The following is a 16409-nucleotide window of genomic DNA, read 5'->3' as shown; positions in this document are numbered from 1 at the left end:
ATCCCGGCCCCCAAGATCGCGGCCGGGGTGCCACCCGTCGAGTTCAGCCTCCGCACATCCGGGAGCCGCTGAGCGGTCATGAGGAATCCAGCCGGTCACGGAAGAAGTAAAGGAGCCGGGCCCGCCACCTGCGGCCCGGCTCCCCGTGCCCGGATCAGGAGCAGCCATGACCATCGCCCCCCTGTCCCCGTCCCCCCTCGCACCACCGGCCCCGGCCGCCGTCCCCACGGCCGCTGCCACCCCCGCCGCCCCCCGCTACACCGTCCGCCTCGCCCGTGACGAGGGCGAGGTCCGCGCCGCCCAGCGGCTGCGCCACCAGGTCTTCGCCGGAGAGCTCGGCGCCCGCCTCGACGGACCCGAGCCGGGCCTGGACGCCGACGCCTTCGACGCCTACTGCGACCACCTCCTGGTCCTCGACGAGGAGACCGGCGAGGTCGTCGGAACCTACCGGCTGCTGCCCCCGGAGCGCGCGGCCGTCGCCGGGCGCCTCTACTCCGAGGGCGAGTTCGACCTCTCCGCCCTCGCCCCGATCCGCCCCGACCTGGTCGAGGTCGGCCGCTCCTGCGTCCACCCCGACCACCGCAACGGCGCCGTCATCGCCCTGATCTGGGCAGGCCTGGCCCGCTACATGGAGCGCTCCGGCCACAACTGGCTCGCCGGCTGCTGCTCGATACCGCTGGCCGACGGCGGGGTGCTGGCCGCCGCCACCCGCGAGACCGTCCTGGCCCGCAACCTCGCCCCGCAGGAGTACCGGGTCACCCCGCACCTGCCGTGGAGCCCCGAGGGCATCACCGTCCCCGGCCGCATGGAGCTGCCGCCCCTGCTGCGCGGCTACATCCGCCTGGGCGCCTGGGTCTGCGGGGAGCCGGCACTCGACGCCGAGTTCGGCTGCGCCGACCTGTACGTGCTGCTCTCCCTGCGCCGGACCAACCCGCGCTACCTGAACCACTTCCTCTCGCTCGCCCCGGGCGCATGAGCGTCTGGCTGCCCACCGCGCCCTGCACGCCGCAGGCCTGCGCCGGCCACACGGGGAAGGCCGCCGGCGTGGCCCGCGCCGTGCTCCGGCTGGCCACGGCCCTGGCCCTGATCCTGCTCGCCGTCCCGGCCGCGGCCCCGGTCCGGCTGCTCCCCGCGCGGCCCCGCCACGGGCTGGTCCGGGCCTGGTCGGCGGCGCTCGTGCGTTCCCTGGGGATACGGATCACCGTGCACGGCGCCCCCGGCCCGGACGGGGGCCGCCTGATCGTCGCCAACCACATCTCCTGGCTGGACGTCCCGCTCGTCGCCGCCGTCCTGCCCTGCCGGATGCTGGCCAAGAGCGAGATCGGCGCCTGGCCGGTGCTGGGCCGGCTCGCTGCCCGGGCGGGCACCCTGTTCATCGAACGCGACCGCATCCGGGCCCTGCCCCGCACCGTCGAGACCCTCACCCGCGCGCTGCTCGCCGGGGACCGGGTCACCGTCTTCCCCGAGGGCTCCACCTGGTGCGGGCGCGCCCAGGGGCCCTTCCGGCGGGCCGCCTTCCAGTCGGCGCTGGACGCGGGGGTCCCCGTACAGCCCGTGCGGATCGGGTACCGGCTGGCGGACGGGGAACTCGCGGGGGCGCCCGCCTTCGTCGGCGACGACCCGCTGACCGCCTCCCTGTGGCGGATCGCCCGGGCGCGCGGGGTACGGGCCGAGGTGTGGCTGCTGCCGCGGATCCCGCCGGGCCGCCACACCGGCCGGCGGGAGCTGGCGGCGGCGGCGCAGCAGGCCGTGCTCGGAGGTGCGGAGGGGGAGCGGCCGCTGCTGGCGGGCGTACCCGCGCAGCAGCGGCCCGGGGGACCGGATCAGCCGCCGGCCACCGACAGCGACAGCGCGAAGCGGCCCGCCGCGTCCGTCCACCACTGCGTCAGATCCAGCCCGGCTTCGGCCAGTTCCCTGCGCACCCCGTCCTGACGGAACTTCGCCGAGACCTCCGTCAGGATCTCCTCACCCGCCTCGAACGGCACCACCAGGTCCAGCGCCCGGACCTTGACCTTCACCGCCGACCGGGCCCGCAGGCGCATCTCGATCCACTCGTGCTCCCGGTTCCACACCGCCACGTGGTCGAAGTCGGCGGTGTGGAAGTCCGCGTCCAGCTCCCGGTCGATGACCGCCAGCACGTTCTTGTTGAACTCCGCCGTCACCCCCCGCGCGTCGTCGTACGCGGCCACCAGCACGGCCTCGTCCTTCACCAGGTCGGTGCCCATCAGCAGCGCGTCCCCGGGCGAGAGCATCGCCCGTACGGACGCCAGGAACACCGCCCGCTCCGGCGGCAGCAGGTTGCCGATCGTGCCGCCCAGGAACACCACCAGCCGGGGCCCCGGCGATTCGGGCAGGTGCAGCGGCCCCGTGAAATCGGCCAGCAGCGCGTGCACCCCGAGCCCCGGATGCTCCGCCATCAGCGCCCGGCCCGCCCCGGTCAGCGCGCTCTCGCTCACGTCCACCGGTACGTACGTCCGCAGCGCGGGCATCGCCTCGATCAGGTGCCGGGTCTTCTCCGAGGAGCCGGACCCCAGCTCCACCAAGGTCCGCGCACCGCTCACCGCCGCGATCTCCCGGGCCCGCTCCAGCAGGATCTCCCGCTCGGCGCGGGTCGGGTAGTACTCGGGCAACCGGGTGATCTCCTCGAAGAGTTCACTGCCCCGGGCGTCGTAGAACCACTTGGGCGGCAGCTCCTTCGGGAAGCGGGTCAGTCCGTTCAGGACGTCGGCGCGCAGCGCTCTGTCGGCGGCGTGCTCGTCGAGGGTGCGGGTCAGCTGGAAGTCGCTCACGGGGAGGTCTCCTTGAGGGGGGTCAGGGCGACCCGCGTGCGGGTGGCGGTGAGCAGGGTCCGGTCGGGTACTTCGCACCAGCGGGCGTCGTCGTCGTAGGGCTCGGACGCCACGACCACCCGCCCCGCACCCGGATCGGCCAGGTACCAGAGGGAGTCCCCCCAGGCGGTCGCGGCGATGGCGGCGCCGTCGGTCAGCAGCAGGTTCAGCCGGGATCCGGGAGCCGCGCCGGCCAGCTCGCGGACGGGCTCGGCCAGGGCGGTGCCCATGTCGTCCCCCTGTCGCAGCCGGTGCAGCACCAGCGCCCAGACCAGCGCCGAATCGGTGCCCGCGGCCAGCTGGAGCAGCTCCTCGGGCGGCAGGCCGGCGGCGAACGGTGCCGCCGCGTCCGGCCAGTCCCGGACGGCCCCGTTGTGGCTGAACAGCCAGGGCCCCGAGGCGAAGGGGGCCGCGGCCGCCTCCCCGTCCGCCCCCGGGACCGTGGCATCGCGTACGGCGGCCAGTACGGCCCCGCTGCGCACCACGCGGGTGAGGTCGGCGAAGGTCAGGTCGCCCCAGACCGGCCCGGCCCGCCGGTAGCGGGCCGGGACCGGGTCGCCCTCCGCGTACCAGCCCACGCCGAAACCGTCCGCGTTGACCGTGCCGAAGCGCTGGCGCCGGGGCTGCCAGGACTGCCGCACCAGGGAGTGCTCCGGCTCGCTCAGCAGCCGCGCCAGGGTCACCGGCGGCCCCACGTAGGCGAGGTGACGGCACATCAGAGGTCCCTCGCGGTGCGGAAGCCGGAGAAGATCTGCCGGCGTACGGGCAGGTCCCAGTTGCGGAAGGTGCCCCGGCAGGCCACCGGGTCCACGGCGAAGGAGCCGCCGCGCAGGACCTTGTGCTCCGGGCCGAAGAACACCTCCGAGTACTCCCGGTAGGGGAAGGCGCGGAAGCCCGGGTAGGGCAGGAAGTCCGAGGCCGTCCACTCCCACACGTCGCCGATCAGCTGGCGCACCCCGAGCGCGGAGGCCCCGGCCGGGTAGCCGCCCGCGCGGGCGGGGCGCAGGTGGCGCTGGCCCAGGTTGGCGTGTGCGGGGCCCGGGTCGGCGTCGCCCCAGGGGTAGCGGCGGGAGCGGCCGGTGGCCGGGTCGTGGCGGGCGGCCTTCTCCCACTCCGCCTCGGTGGGGAGCCGGCGGCCGGCCCAGCGGGCGTACGCGTCCGCCTCGTACCAGCTCACATGCAGAACCGGTTCTTCAACAGGCACGGGCTCGGTCACCCCGAAGCGGCGGCGCAGCCACGCGCCGCCCTCGCGGAACCAGAACAGCGGCGCCTCGATCCCGTGCGCCCGGATCTGCTCCCAGCCCTCGGCGGCCCACCAGCGGCGTTCGCCGTAGCCGCCGTCCGCCATGAAGGCCTGGTAGGCGGCGTTGGTCACCGGCACCGTGTCGATCCAGAAGGGCGCGACCTCCCTTACGTGCGCGGGCCGTTCGTTGTCGAGCGCCCAGGGCTCGGTGGAGGTCCCCATGGTGAACGGGCCGCCCGGCACCAGGACTTCGGCGGCCGGCGGGGGAGGGCCCTGCGGCGGCTCCGGGTCCGGCGCGGTGAGGACCGGGGCGCCCGCGCGCAGCTGATGGGTGATCAGCATGGTCTCGTCGTGCTGCTGTTCGTGCTGGGCGATCATCCCGAAGGCGAAGCCCCGGTCGAGCAGGGCCGTACCCTCCAGCGGAGTGCGCTCCAGCAGGTCGAAGACGCGTCCGCGCACTTCGGCCGTGTAGCGGCGGGTGGCCTCCGGGCCCAGCAGGGGCAGCTTCGGCCGCTCGGCGCGGGGATGCTCGAACGCGTCGTACAAGGAGTTGATCTCCGGGCGCATGGACTCCCGGCCGGCCACGCGGCGCAGCAGCCACAGCTCCTCCTGGTTCCCGATGTGCGCCAGGTCCCAGACCAGCGGGGACATCAGGGGGGAGTGCTGCGCGGTCAGGTCCTGGTCGCTCACCACGTCGGTCAGCCCCGCGGTGCGGGCGCGTGCGGCGGTCAGCGCGGCGACGGCACGCTCGCGCAGCAGCTCCGGGTGGATCTCGGGGTGGGTCTCGGGGTGGGTCTCGGTGGTCACGGGCGCGGTCCCTTCGCGGCGGGCGGCCGTCGGTGGTCTTCCCGTGCCTGACGGGCGTGGGGGGAGTCATCGGCGTCGTCGGCCGGGCAGCGCCCGCGCCGTACGTAACGTTCGGCGAAGGCGCCGACCGCCTGCTGGACGTGCGCGTCCGCCCCGAGCCGGGGCAGCGCCTCGCCGGCCGCCCGGAAACAGGCGGTGGCGGCCGCGCGCAGGTCCGGATCGGCCAGCCCCGCCCGGGCGGCGGACCGCCACAGCGGATTGCGGGGCGCACGCCGGGGTCCGTAGGCGTCGGCCAGCGCCTTCACCGCCCGGTAGGCGGTCTCGGCGGCCTCCGGGTCGTCGAAGAGCGCGTGCACGACCGCCACCGGGACCAGCCAGCCGTCCTCGCCCGGCTGCGCGTCGATCATCCGCAGCTCCAGGTGGCCGCGCGGCCGGACGGGCGGGAAGAGCGTGGTCAGGTGGTACTCCAGGTCCTCGGCGGTCGGCGGCCGCAGCCCGTCGGCCGCCGCGGACGGGCCTGCGGCGGCGCGCAGCCAGTCGCGGAAGGTCAGCCCGTCGGGCACCGTCCAGGGGCCGTCGCCGGGGGAGCGTACGCACATCACCTCGGTGTCCAGCGCGTGCCGGGCCCAGGCGGCGCGGGGCTCGGCGTCCAGCGGCGGGGCGAGCGCGCGCCGCGGGTCGATGTCGTTCCAGATCCCCTGCCGCGCGCACCGCCAGCCCCGGTACGGGCCCTCGCGGCCGGGGGAGTTGGCGAAGGCGGCCACCAGTACGGCGCCCAGCAGGTGGGCGAGGTGCCAGCGCCGGCCGTGCCCGAGCGGGCCCGGCTCCTCGTGCCCGGCGTCCACGCAGACCTGCACGGAGGCGGAGCCGCGCATCATGGCGCGCCCGGCGGGGCCGGTGCGGTCGAAGTGGGTCTCCATCGCGTCGTAGCGCGGGTCGGCCAGCAGGCGGCGCAGCGGCCTGCGGGGATCCTCGCCGAGGCCGCGCAGGACGAGGCCCTGGCCGCGCAGGGCGTCCCGGACGGCGGTGAGGTCGGCCTGGAGGCCGTCCACGCAGGCGGTGAGGGAGGCGGCGGGCGCCGAGCTGAACTCCAGCTGGCCGCCGGGTTCCACGGTGATCCTGGAGAGCAGGGGCAGGGCGGCGGCGGTCGCGTGGGCGGCGGTGAGGCGCTCGGGGGGCAGGGGCAGCCAGGGCCGCTCCGCGTCGAGCACGAGCCATTCCAGCTCGGCGCCGATGGTCCGGGGCGGGCCGGTCTTGAAACAGATGCCGTGGATCAGGTCCTCGGCGGCCGCCTCGGTCAGGGGGTTCTCCTCGGCGTTCTGGGTGAATGGAGCGGGCGAGTTCTCGGGCATGACCGGAACCTCGTCTCCTGTCGTCGGCCGTGATGTCACCCGTGCCTACCCGTCTTCGGGGCGCTAATTCCTTTGCCGTCACGTGGTTTGCGCCCGAGGATTGCGGCGTGAGCAGCAGATTGCGTGAGATCGCGCGGGAGAACGCGCTGATCCTGGCGGCCGGTGAGTACCGGTCGCGGGCGGGGCGGCGGGTCTCCCTCGCCGCCGGCCTGGCGGAAGCCAAGGCCGGAACCAGGATATATGGGCCAAACCGGGCGATTCCAGACGGGAAGCCCGTTGGGGGAGGCGTCCCGACGGTCTTCGAGGTCACGGGGGAGAGCAGCACGGTCGCGGCGCGTCGCCTCGCGGGGGAGGGCGGGGTCGCCGTCCTGAACTTCGCCTCGGCCCGCAATCCCGGGGGCGGATACGTGCGCGGGGCCAAGGCCCAGGAGGAGGCCCTGTGCCGCGCCTCGGCCCTGTACGAGACCCTGCTGGAGGCCCCGGAGTACTACGAGGTCCACCGCGCGGGGAAGAGCACCTTCTACACCGACCGGGTGATTCACTCCCCCGGGGTGCCGGTGTTCCGCGACGACCGGGGCGAACTGCTGGACACCCCCTTCCGGGCCGGTTTCCTCACCTCCCCGGCGCCGAACGCGGGCACGATCCGCCGCCAGGAGCCGGAGCGAGCGCAGGAGATCCCGGCCGCCCTGGCCCGGCGGGCGGAGCTGGTCCTGGAGGTGGCGGCGCTGCACGGCTACCGGCGGCTGGTGCTCGGCGCATGGGGGTGCGGGGTGTTCCGACACGACCCGGCGCAGGTGGCGGAGGCCTTCCGGGCGCTGCTGACCGGCCGCTTCGCGGGGGTGTTCGAGCGGGTCGTGTTCGGCATCCTGGACCGAGACCCCCGCACCCGCGAGGCCTTCGCCGCCGCCTTCGCCGGCTGCTGAGCGGGAGCGGGCGCTACTGCCAGCCGTAGCGCTCGCGCAGGCGGTCCACGACCAGCCGGAAGCGGGCCGGGTCCAGCGCGCAGGCCTCGCGCCGCATCCCCGACTCGTGCACCCGCAGCACCCGGTCCACGTCCACCCAGGACTCCCGGCCGGCGCCGTCCCAGGGGCCGGAGCCGATCGGCACCCACTCCCGGTCGTAGTCGTGCCGCTTGCTGGACAGCTGGACGGCGAGCAGCGTCGCCCCGCCCGCCTCGCGCGCCACCACCAGCACCGGACGGTCCTTGCCCCGCCCGTCGTTCTCCTCGAAGGGCACCCAGGTCCACACGATCTCCCCCGGGTCGGGATCCCCGTCCGGGTCGGGCGCGTACTCGGTACGGACCGGGCCGATGGAGCGCGGATCGGCCTCGGCGGTGGCGGTGTCGCCCTCCCGCCCGGGCTGCTCGACGTGACTGTTGCCGTGATGCGAAAGTGCCGTCATGCGGGCGAGGTTAGTGGGTCCCGCGGCTGCCCCGCGCCATGCGCGGCGCGCGCCCCTCTACGGTCGCCGTACCTCGAACTGGAAGCAGCCGTACTCCAGGGACCGCACGTGCACCAGCGCCACCTCCGGCTCGGCGAAAGCCTCCCCCAAGACCCGGTCGAACCCGGCCCCGGCGTCGTCCGGGACCGTGAACGACAGGCCCCCGACGATGTGCCCCCGGGCGTCGTAGCGCCGGACGGTACGCAGTGCCCCCGGTCGCGCGAACGGGTATCCCCGGACTCCCCGCGGCCCACCGCAGGCGTCGGCGTGAACGAACACCGGGCCCGCTTCGTCGTAGGCCCCGGGGTCGGCCCCGGTGGCCGCCGCCCAGCGGCGCAACGGCGCGTAGGAGACGAGGGCGACCCGCTCGCCGGCGTCGACGGCCCGCAGGCAGCAGCGCAGGGGGCTGCCCACGCAGTCGAGGGGTACCCCGTCCTCGCGCGCGGTGAACGGCCGCATCGGCCGCCCGGCGTCATCGAGGTTCCGGAGTTCGCGGAGGGCGGCGGGAGGGATGGGGAGGGGCGTGTACGCGGTCATGGGAACAGTCTCGGAGGCCGCCCCGGGGCCTGGCTGGCGGAAATCGGACGTGGAGCCGCCGACGGCCCGGCCGTCCTCCGCGACGGGCGTACGGGCGGCGGTCAGGACGCCCCCGGCTCCCCTCCGAACCCCGGCGGCCGGTGCGCCGCCCAGCCCTCCGCCGCCTCCAGCTGCGCCGCCAGCGACAGCAGCCGGGGCTCCGCCTCGGCCGGGCCCAGCAGCTGGGCCCCGAGCGGGAGTCCGCCGGGGGTGAAGCCCGCGGGGACGCTGATGGCCGGCCAGCCGAGCACGTTCCAGGTCCAGGCGTACGGGCAGGCCGCTATCATCGCCCGGTCCGTGGCCAGCGCCCCCAGCCCCGCCAGGGCCCCGATCCGCAGCGGCGGGGTGGCCGTCGTCGGGGTGAGCACCACGTCGAAGCGGCCGAACAGCTCCCCGACCCGGCGCCGCAGCGCCCCCTCGGCCCGCCGGGAGACCCGCAGCGCCGCCCCGCCCAGCAGCCGGCCCGTGCGCACCGCCTCGTGGGTACGCGGGTCCAGCAGGGCGGGGTCCGGCACCCGCGCGGCCAACTCCCGTACGCCCGCGGTCGCGCGGGGCGGGAAGGTCAGGCCGATGGGGCCGTAGCGCGGATCCTCCGGGACCACCTCGTGCCCCAGCCCCTCCAGCCGCCCCGCCAGCCGCTCCACCGCCGAACGCACCACGGGGTCGAGGGACTTGGCCGTCGCGGTGAAGGCCATCCCGTACGACAGGGCGATCCGCAGCCGGCCGGGCGGGCGCAGGGCCGCCCCGAGCGCCGAGAACGGGGCCGGGCGGTGCAGGTCCCCCGGGTCCGGCCCGCTCGCCGCGTCCAGCAGCAGCGCCGCGTCCGCGACCGTACGGGCCAGCACCCCGTTGACCGTGAGCCCGTGGAAGGCCTCCGGCTCCGGCCAGGTGGAGATGCGCCCGCGCTGGGGCTTCACCCCGACCAGGTGGGTCCAGGCCGCGGGGATCCGTACCGAACCCGCCCCGTCGGAGCCCAGCGCCGCCGGCACCAGCCCCGCGGCCACGGCGGCGGCCGAGCCCCCGGAGGAGCCGCCCGGAGTGTGGGCCGGGTCCCACGGATTGCGGGTCGCGCCGAAGGCGTGCCCCTCGGTGAAGGGCCACTGGCCCAGCTCCGGCGTCTGGGTCTTGCCCACGATCACCGCGCCGGCCGCACGCAGGCGGCGTACCGCCTCGCTGTCGGCCGGCTTCGGCGGGAACTCCCCGGCGCAGCCGAAGGCCGTGGGCTCCCCGGCCACGTCCATGTCGTCCTTGACGGCGACCGGCACGCCCAGCAGCGGCAGCCGCTCACCGGCGGCCAGCCGCCGGTCCGCCGCGTCCGCCTCGGCGAGCGCGGCCTCGGTCCGGACGATCCGGAAGGCGTTGAGCGAGGACTGCGAGGCCGCGATCCGGGCGAGGCATCCGTCAGTCAACTCCCGTGAGGTCACACGGCCTTCGCCCAGGGCCATGGCCATCTCCCGCAACCCCAGCCGCGCCTGGGCCGCCACCCCGTCCAACGAGCCAGCCACCGGACCTCCCTTACCGATCGGTAGCAAGACGGTAAGGGGGAGGAGGCGTGCCCGGCTAGGCGGAACGCGGCGGGAACTGATCCCGGCGCCCGCGCGTCTGAATATTCAGAAATGACCACAGAGCGTGCGGGGGTACCGGAATGACGATCACACTGGCCGAGGAGATCATGCTGCTGTCCCTGGACGACGAGTCCGGATCGGCGCAACAGCGGCAGGCGGCCAGCTGGGCGGTGGCAGGGGGCATCCTGCTCGAACTGGTCCTGGCCGGGCGGGTCTCCGTCGACGGCAAGTTCCTCGAAATGACGGACACGGCTCCCACCGGGGACCCGCTGCTCGACAGCCGCACGGCACTGATCGAGCCCTGGCTGCTGCGCGGGCGCGGCAGGCGCCGGGTGACGGCATGGCTGACGAAGGACCAGCCCAAGGCCGTCACGGCGACCCTCGAGAGCCTGTGTGCGCGGGGCGTGGTGGTGGAGGAGAAGCACAAGGCGCTCGGCATGTTCCCGATACGCCGGTACCCGGAGGCCGACGGCGCGGTCGAGCGCGAACTGCGCGACCGGCTCCGGGCCGTCGTACTGGACGGCGCGGAGCCGGACGTACGGACGGCGAGCCTCATCGCCCTGGTCCACTCCGCCAAGCTGCACCGCCTGGCCTTCCCCGACAGCCCGCGCAAGCAGGTCGTCGCGCGGATGGAGGAGGTCGCGGCCGGGCAGTGGGCGGCCGAGGGCATCCGCACCGCCATCCGCGACATGCAGGCGGCGATGCTGGTGGTCACCGTCGCCGCGATCACCGCCTGCGTCTAGTGCTGTGACCGGAATGGTTCACCGGGTCACGGCGCCCGGCACGGCACCTCGCCGCGTTGTCGGACCGCGCAAGTACGTCCAGTACGAGACGCGGTCCTCCGCCTTGCGATGCACCGCACCGGACACCGCGACCCGGCAAACCTTTCCGGCCACAGCACTAGCACGGCGTGCCGTTCGGCTCCGCCCGTGGCTGCACCCAACCCTGGAAGCGAAGGCGGCCGGCTGCGCCCTTGCGGGCGGGGGGAGCGCGCGCCGGGAGCCGGGGCTCGCGGGTGCAGGCGGTGAACAGGACCGCCGAGCCCGCGACGACCGCGCCGAAGACCAGGTAGCCGGACGGAGCCGAAGGGCAGCCCGAGCCCGACCGCCGCCGAGGCCTTGCCCCGGGCGCTCACCGGCACCCGGTCGGGGACCACGGAGGTGAGGGCGGCCTGGTAGACGTTCATCACGGCCTGGCCGAGGCACCAGGCGATGGTGATCAGCAGGATCGTGCCGGCCGCTGCGGTCGGACAGGGCGCCCGCGACCGGATTGAAGACCGTCGCGAAGACCGCGGAAACCCCTGCGATCAGGCCGAAGTTCGCGACCTTCGCCGCCGGGTCGACGCGCTCGACCTGAAGGGCGAGCGGGATGCCGGCGACGCCGACGTAGAGCGCGTACATCGCGGTGTTGCCGACGAGCAGCAGCGGCAGCAGGCCGCGTCCGGGAGGGGGTCCGAGACGGTGCCGGTGCGGGGGGAGGAAGAGGCCGCGGTGCCCTCCTGGGCAGCGAATGCGAAGTGACACGTGTCAATGAATCGTGTAACCACTGTGTAGCAGCCGATTCCGGCCATCCGCCAGCCCTCGGGCGCAACCGGTCTGGAAAGATGCCACGGCCATGTCTCACTCATCGAACCCGCCGGGCCGGCGGACGCCGGCCACCCCGCCGACACCTCCTCCCGCGCCACCGGCGCCCGCGGCGACCAGCGCCGACGTCGCCCGCCTCGCGGGCGTCTCGCGCGCGACGGTCTCGTACGTCCTGAACAACGCCGAAGCCGTGCGCATCAGCGAGCCGACGCGGCGCAGGGTCCGCGAGGCCGCCGAGGAACTGGGCTACGTACCGCACGCCGCCGCCCGCAGCCTGCGCGCCGGCCACACCCGCATCGTGCTGCTGCCCACCTCGCACGTGCCGGTCGGGCCGCTCTACAGCACCTTCCTCAACGAACTCCAGTGGGCCCTGCGCCGCCTGGACTACACGGTGGTCCAGTACGGCAGCCTCGGCCTCACCGGGGACGAGGCCACCCGGGCCTGGGCCGAGCTGCGGCCGGTGGCGGTGATCTCCCTGGGGGAGATCGCCCTGTCCCCGCACAACATCGCCACCCTCAAACGGGCCGGTGCGCGCGCGGTGATCACGCTGGGGCCGGTCGGGGTGGCGGGTGCGCACGCCCTGGTGATGGACCAGGCGGAGGTCGGGGCGCGGGCCGCCGAGCACCTCGTGGAGCGCGGCCGGCGCCGGATCGGCGTGGTCGTCCCGCAGGAGGCGGGGCTGGAGCTGTTCTCGGCGCCCCGGCTGGCGGGGGCCGGGTCGGTGCCGGGCGCGGAGGTCCGGGCGCTGCCGATGGCCTACACCGAGGAGTCGGCGGCCGCGCTGGCCGCGCGGTGGCGGTCGCTGGGACTGGACGCGGTGTTCGCGTACAACGACGAGTACGCGATGCTGCTGATGCGGGCCCTCGAGGACGCGGGCCTGCGGATCCCCGAGGACGTGGCCGTGATGGGCGCCGACGACCTGCTCATCGGGCGGCTGCTGCGGCCGAGGCTGAGCACGGTGCGGATCGAGATGCCGACGGGGGACTGGCTGGCGGGGCTGGTGGATGCGGCCGTGCGGGTTCCTTCGGAGATTACGGAGCGGTACGACCTGATGGCCGCGGTGGCGGTCGACCGGGAGTCGACCTGACCGTCCCTGCGGGGCTGGGTCCCCTACCCGCCCTTCGCCCGTTCCCCGGGGCAGCGCCCCGGACCCCGCGCCTCAAACGCCGGCGGGGCTGGATGGTGCGGCGGGGCGGAGTTTGGCTGCGACGTAAGGGGGCGGGGGCGGGGTGGGGTGTTGTCCGGGACTAAAACGAGATGAATTCGGCGCGAGGCACCGCCCGGCAGACCAAGCAGAGCCAGGGCGCCGAACATCGAAGCCCGTCCCGGACGGCACCCCACCCCGCCCCCCCCCCCGACCCACCCGCAGCCACCCCGGCCCCGAGGCCGTTGACAGGCGGTGATGTGGCGGCGGAGACTGCGGGCGCGCCCCACCGGGCGTGCCCGGGGGTGCCTGGTGCCCACACCGGCACCGGCGCGCCGCCGCCCGTACGGATCCGCCCAGGAGAGACCCCATGAGCATCCGCACCGTCCGCGACGTCTACGTCGTCGACGCCGTCCGCACCCCGATCGGCAAGTTCGGCGGGGCACTGGCCGGGGTCCGGCCCGACGACCTCGCGGCGCACGTCGTGCGCGCGCTGGTGGACCGTACGCCCGACCTCGACCCGGCCCGCATCGACGACGTCGTCTTCGGCGACGCCAACGGCGCGGGCGAGGACAACCGCGACGTCGCGCGGATGGCGGTGCTCCTCGCCGGGCTTCCGGTGACGGTACCCGGCGTGACCGTCAACCGGCTCTGCGGATCCGGCCTCGAAGCCGTGATCCAGGCGGCCCGTGCCATCGCGCTCGGCGACGCCTCGGTCGCCATCGCCGGCGGGGTCGAGTCGATGACCCGCGCCCCCTGGGTGGTGCAGAAGCCCGAACGCGCCTTCCCCGCCGGGCACCAGCAGATGTGGTCCACCACCCTCGGCTGGCGGATGACCAACCCCCGGATGCCCGCCGAGTGGACCGGCTCCCTCGGCGAAGGCGCCGAACTCGTCGCCGAGAAGCACGGCATCACCCGCGAGGCACAGGACGCCTTCGCCCTGGAGAGCCACCGCAAGGCCGCCGCCGCCTGGTCCGCCGGGCTGTACGACGACGAGGTCGTCCCCTACCCCGGAGCGGACCTGACGCGCGACGAGTGCATCCGGGAGGGCTCCACCGCCGAGGCGCTCGCCCGGCTCAAGCCGGCCTTCCGGACGGACGGTTCGGGTACGGTCACGGCCGCCAACGCCTCCCCCCTCAACGACGGCGCCGCCGCCCTGCTGCTCACCGACGAGGCGGGGCTGGCCGCCACGGGCCGCGAGCCGCTCGCCCGGATCAGCGCCTCCGCCGTCACCGGCATCGAGCCGCAGCTCTTCGGCCTCGGCCCGGTCGACGCCGTGCAGCGGGCCCTCGCCAAGGCGGGGCGCACCTTCGCCGACCTGACCACCTTCGAGCTCAACGAGGCCTTCGCCGCTCAGGCGTTGGGCTGTCTCGCCGCCTGGCCGGAACTGGACCCGGCCGTGGTCAACCCGCGCGGCGGCGCCATCGCCATCGGCCATCCCCTCGGCGCCTCGGGCGCACGGCTGGCGGGTTCGGTCGCGCACCAGCTGGCGGCGGCCGGTTCGGGTACCGGCATGGCGGCGCTGTGCATCGGGGTCGGCCAGGGCATCGCGCTGGTCCTGGAGCGCTGACCCCGGCCCGCGAGGAGGGACCCCGCCGATCATTTCCGGTCACGGGGTCCCGTCAACTGCCCAATAACTGAACAGAAGTGCTGCCCCCGGTCTGGCACGATGGCGCCTGCTGCCGCCCCCCGCCCCGCCCCACCCCCACCCGGAGGCCCCGCGCCATGCCGCTGCTCGACCCGACACTCTGGCAGGACGGACCCACACTCACCGGCGGTACGGCCCCGGTCCTCGAACCCGCGACCGGTCGCACCCTCGCCACCCTCGACCTCGCCGCCCCCGCCGACGTCGCGGAGTCCGCCGTACGGGCCCAGGCCGCGCAGCGCGACTGGGCCGGGACCACCCACCTGGAGCGGGCGGCCGTGCTGCGCCGCGCCGGGGACCTGTTCGCGGCCCACGCGCCCGAGCTGCGGGAGTGGCTGGTCCGGGAGTCGGGGTCCGTCCCCGGCAAGGCGGACTTCGAACTGCACGTGGCCGCCCAGGAGTGCTACGAGGCCGCCGCGCTGGCCTCGCGCCCGGCCGGGCAGGTGCTGCAGAGCGAGGCGCCCCGGCTCTCCTTCACCCGCCGCGTACCGGCCGGGCTGGTCGGGGTGATCGCCCCGTTCAACGCCCCGCTGATCCTCTCGATCCGCTCCGTGGCCCCCGCCCTCGCGCTCGGCAACGCGGTCCTGCTCAAGCCGGACCCCCGCACCGCCGTCAGCGGCGGCCTCGCCCTGGCCGCCGTGTTCGCCGCCGCCGGACTCCCGGCCGGGCTGCTGCACGTACTGCCCGGCGGGGCCGGGACGGGCGCCGCGGTGGTCGCCGACCCGCGGGTACGCGTGATCTCCTTCACCGGGTCCACCGCCGCCGGCCGGGCCGTGGGGGAGCTGGCGGGCCGTCACCTCAAGCGCGCGCACCTGGAGTTGGGCGGGAACTCCGCGCTCGTCGTGCTCGCCGACGCCGACGTCGAGGCGGCCGTCGCACAGGCCTCCTGGGGTTCCTTCTTCCACCAGGGCCAGATCTGCATGACGGCCGGACGCCACCTCGTCCACGCCTCGCTGTACGACGAGTACGTGGAGCGGCTCGCGGCCCGCGCGGAGGCCCTCGCCGTCGGCGACCCGCACCGCGAGCGGGTCCACCTGGGCCCGCTGCTCGACCGGACCCAGCTGGAGCGGGTGCACGGCCTGGTCGAGGCCAGCGTCGAGCAGGGCGCCAAACTCGTCGCGGGCGGCACCCACCAGGGCCTCTTCTACCGGCCGACCGTGCTGGCGGGCGTGGCCGACGACACGCCCGCCTACGCGGAGGAGGTCTTCGGCCCCGTGGCGCCCGTACGGTCCTTCGCGACGGAGGACGAGGCGGTGGAGCTGGCCTCGGCGGGCCCGTACGGGCTGTCCCTGGGCATCGTCACCGGTGACGCGGCCCACGGCCTGGAGCTGGCGCGGCGCATCCCGACCGGGATCGCGCACGTCAACGACCAGACCGTGAACGACGAGGCGGTGGCCCCCTTCGGCGGGGTCGGGGTCTCCGGTACGGGCGCCCGGTTCGGCGGCGAGGCCAACCTCGACGCCTTCACCGAACTGCGCTGGACCACCGCCCGCACCACCCCGCCGGGCCACCCGTTCTAGTGCTGTGACCGGAAAGGTTCACCGGGTCACGGCGCCCGGCACGGCACCTCGCTGCGTTGTCGGACCGCGCAAGTACGTCCAGTACGAGACGCGGTCCTCCGCCTTGCGATGCACCGCACCGGACGCCGCGACCCGGCAAACCTTTCCGGCCACAGCACTAGCACCGTGGGAAGCCGCCCGGAATGCGGCGGGGGCGGTCGGTCGTTGCAGCAGGACACGCAGCAAACAGGAGGTCTGGACACCGTGGCTACAGTCGAGCTCACCAAGGAGAACTTCGACCGGACGGTCGGCGAGAACCCGTTCGTACTGATCGACTTCTGGGCGGGCTGGTGCCGCCCGTGCCTTCAGTTCGCCCCCGTCTACGAGAAGGCCGCGGAGGCCAATCCCGACCTGGTCTTCGCCAAGGTGGACACCGAGGCCCAGCAGGAGCTGGCCGCGGCCTTCCAGATCACCTCGATCCCGACGCTGATGATCGTCCGGGACCAGGTGGCGATCTTCGCGCAGCCCGGGGCCCTGCCGGAGCCGGCGCTCGCCGACCTCATCGGGCAGGCCCGCGCCCTCGACATGGACGAGGTCCGGGCGAAGATCGCCGCCGACCAGCAGGACCAGCAGCAGGAGCAGCAGCAGTAGGACCCGCGATCGCAGGCCCCCGGCACGCCGGAGGCCTGCGATTGCCGGACGCGGCCCCCGGGCTGCGGTGACACTG

At 75.1% G+C, this 16409-nt stretch carries 16 protein-coding genes; 9 read left to right on the top strand and 7 right to left on the bottom strand.

Annotation, left to right across the window (positions count from 1 at the left end; genetic code table 11):
- Positions 1-166: 166 nt before the first annotated feature.
- Positions 167-976, top strand: a complete 810-nt coding sequence (locus OOK34_RS31230; protein ID WP_267037525.1) for a GNAT family N-acetyltransferase — start codon at positions 167-169, stop codon at positions 974-976.
- Positions 973-1932 carry a 1-acyl-sn-glycerol-3-phosphate acyltransferase gene (locus OOK34_RS31225; protein WP_267037524.1) on the top strand — a complete coding sequence of 320 codons (960 nt, stop codon included), beginning with the start codon at positions 973-975 and terminating at the stop codon, positions 1930-1932. The genes OOK34_RS31230 and OOK34_RS31225 overlap by 4 nt, the downstream gene beginning before the upstream one ends.
- On the opposite strand, the gene egtD is transcribed toward OOK34_RS31225, so the two are convergent.
- Genes egtD through egtA form a run of 4 tightly spaced genes read right to left on the bottom strand, consistent with a single transcriptional unit; the run spans position 1824 to position 6230 of the window.
- Entirely contained in the window at positions 1824-2789 is a 966-nt protein-coding gene (gene egtD, locus OOK34_RS31220) for an L-histidine N(alpha)-methyltransferase (RefSeq protein ID WP_267037523.1), read from the bottom strand. The two genes, OOK34_RS31225 and egtD, sit on opposite strands and share 109 nt — an antisense overlap.
- Positions 2786-3544 carry an ergothioneine biosynthesis protein EgtC gene (egtC, locus tag OOK34_RS31215; protein WP_267037522.1) on the bottom strand — a complete coding sequence of 253 codons (759 nt, stop codon included), beginning with the start codon at positions 3542-3544 and terminating at the stop codon, positions 2786-2788. The genes egtD and egtC overlap by 4 nt, the downstream gene beginning before the upstream one ends.
- Positions 3544-4878, bottom strand: a complete 1335-nt coding sequence (gene egtB, locus OOK34_RS31210) for an ergothioneine biosynthesis protein EgtB (protein ID WP_267037521.1) — start codon at positions 4876-4878, stop codon at positions 3544-3546. The genes egtC and egtB overlap by 1 nt, the downstream gene beginning before the upstream one ends.
- Entirely contained in the window at positions 4875-6230 is a 1356-nt protein-coding gene (gene egtA / locus OOK34_RS31205; protein ID WP_267037520.1) for an ergothioneine biosynthesis glutamate--cysteine ligase EgtA, read from the bottom strand. Before egtA ends, egtB begins: the two co-directional genes overlap by 4 nt.
- A gap of 107 nt (positions 6231-6337) precedes the next feature.
- Between egtA and OOK34_RS31200 the strand changes: the two genes are divergently transcribed.
- A complete protein-coding gene (locus OOK34_RS31200) occupies positions 6338-7153 on the top strand; it encodes a TIGR02452 family protein (protein ID WP_267037519.1) in 816 nt (271 codons plus the stop codon).
- A gap of 13 nt (positions 7154-7166) precedes the next feature.
- Here the strand turns inward: OOK34_RS31200 and OOK34_RS31195 are convergent, their stop codons facing one another.
- From OOK34_RS31195 to OOK34_RS31185, 3 genes are all read right to left on the bottom strand, one after another.
- The gene (locus OOK34_RS31195; RefSeq protein WP_267037518.1) at positions 7167-7631 is read right to left on the bottom strand and encodes a type II toxin-antitoxin system PemK/MazF family toxin; all 465 of its coding nucleotides are present in this window, start codon (positions 7629-7631) and stop codon (positions 7167-7169) included.
- 57 nt (positions 7632-7688) lie between these two features.
- Entirely contained in the window at positions 7689-8207 is a 519-nt protein-coding gene (locus OOK34_RS31190; RefSeq protein ID WP_267037517.1) for a DUF1203 domain-containing protein, read from the bottom strand.
- A gap of 101 nt (positions 8208-8308) precedes the next feature.
- The gene (locus OOK34_RS31185; RefSeq protein ID WP_267037566.1) at positions 8309-9730 is read right to left on the bottom strand and encodes an amidase; all 1422 of its coding nucleotides are present in this window, start codon (positions 9728-9730) and stop codon (positions 8309-8311) included.
- Positions 9731-9891: 161 nt separating this feature from the next.
- Here OOK34_RS31185 and OOK34_RS31180 point away from each other — a divergent pair, with 161 nt between their 5' ends.
- The 6 genes from OOK34_RS31180 to OOK34_RS31155 all read left to right on the top strand — a co-directional run bounded on the left by OOK34_RS31180 (position 9892) and on the right by OOK34_RS31155 (position 16333).
- On the top strand, positions 9892-10554 hold the full coding sequence (locus tag OOK34_RS31180; protein WP_267037516.1) for a GPP34 family phosphoprotein: 663 nt from the start codon (positions 9892-9894) through the stop codon (positions 10552-10554).
- 468 nt (positions 10555-11022) lie between these two features.
- Entirely contained in the window at positions 11023-11331 is a 309-nt protein-coding gene (locus OOK34_RS31175) for a hypothetical protein (RefSeq protein WP_267037515.1), read from the top strand.
- A 94-nt stretch (positions 11332-11425) separates the two neighbouring features.
- Positions 11426-12481 carry a LacI family DNA-binding transcriptional regulator gene (locus OOK34_RS31170; RefSeq protein WP_267037514.1) on the top strand — a complete coding sequence of 352 codons (1056 nt, stop codon included), beginning with the start codon at positions 11426-11428 and terminating at the stop codon, positions 12479-12481.
- Positions 12482-12908: 427 nt separating this feature from the next.
- Complete coding sequence (locus OOK34_RS31165; RefSeq protein WP_267037513.1) at positions 12909-14108, top strand: thiolase family protein; 1200 nt, start codon at positions 12909-12911, stop codon at positions 14106-14108.
- 155 nt (positions 14109-14263) lie between these two features.
- Entirely contained in the window at positions 14264-15703 is a 1440-nt protein-coding gene (locus tag OOK34_RS31160; RefSeq protein WP_267037512.1) for an aldehyde dehydrogenase family protein, read from the top strand.
- 243 nt (positions 15704-15946) lie between these two features.
- A complete protein-coding gene (locus tag OOK34_RS31155) occupies positions 15947-16333 on the top strand; it encodes a co-chaperone YbbN (protein ID WP_267037511.1) in 387 nt (128 codons plus the stop codon).
- Positions 16334-16409: the final 76 nt, after the last annotated feature.

Origin of the sequence: Streptomyces sp. NBC_00091 (assembly GCF_026343185.1) — a bacterium.
Lineage (GTDB): Bacteria > Actinomycetota > Actinomycetes > Streptomycetales > Streptomycetaceae > Streptomyces.
Note: the sequence above shows the minus strand (reverse complement) of the source record. Positions and strands in the feature narration are given on the sequence as shown.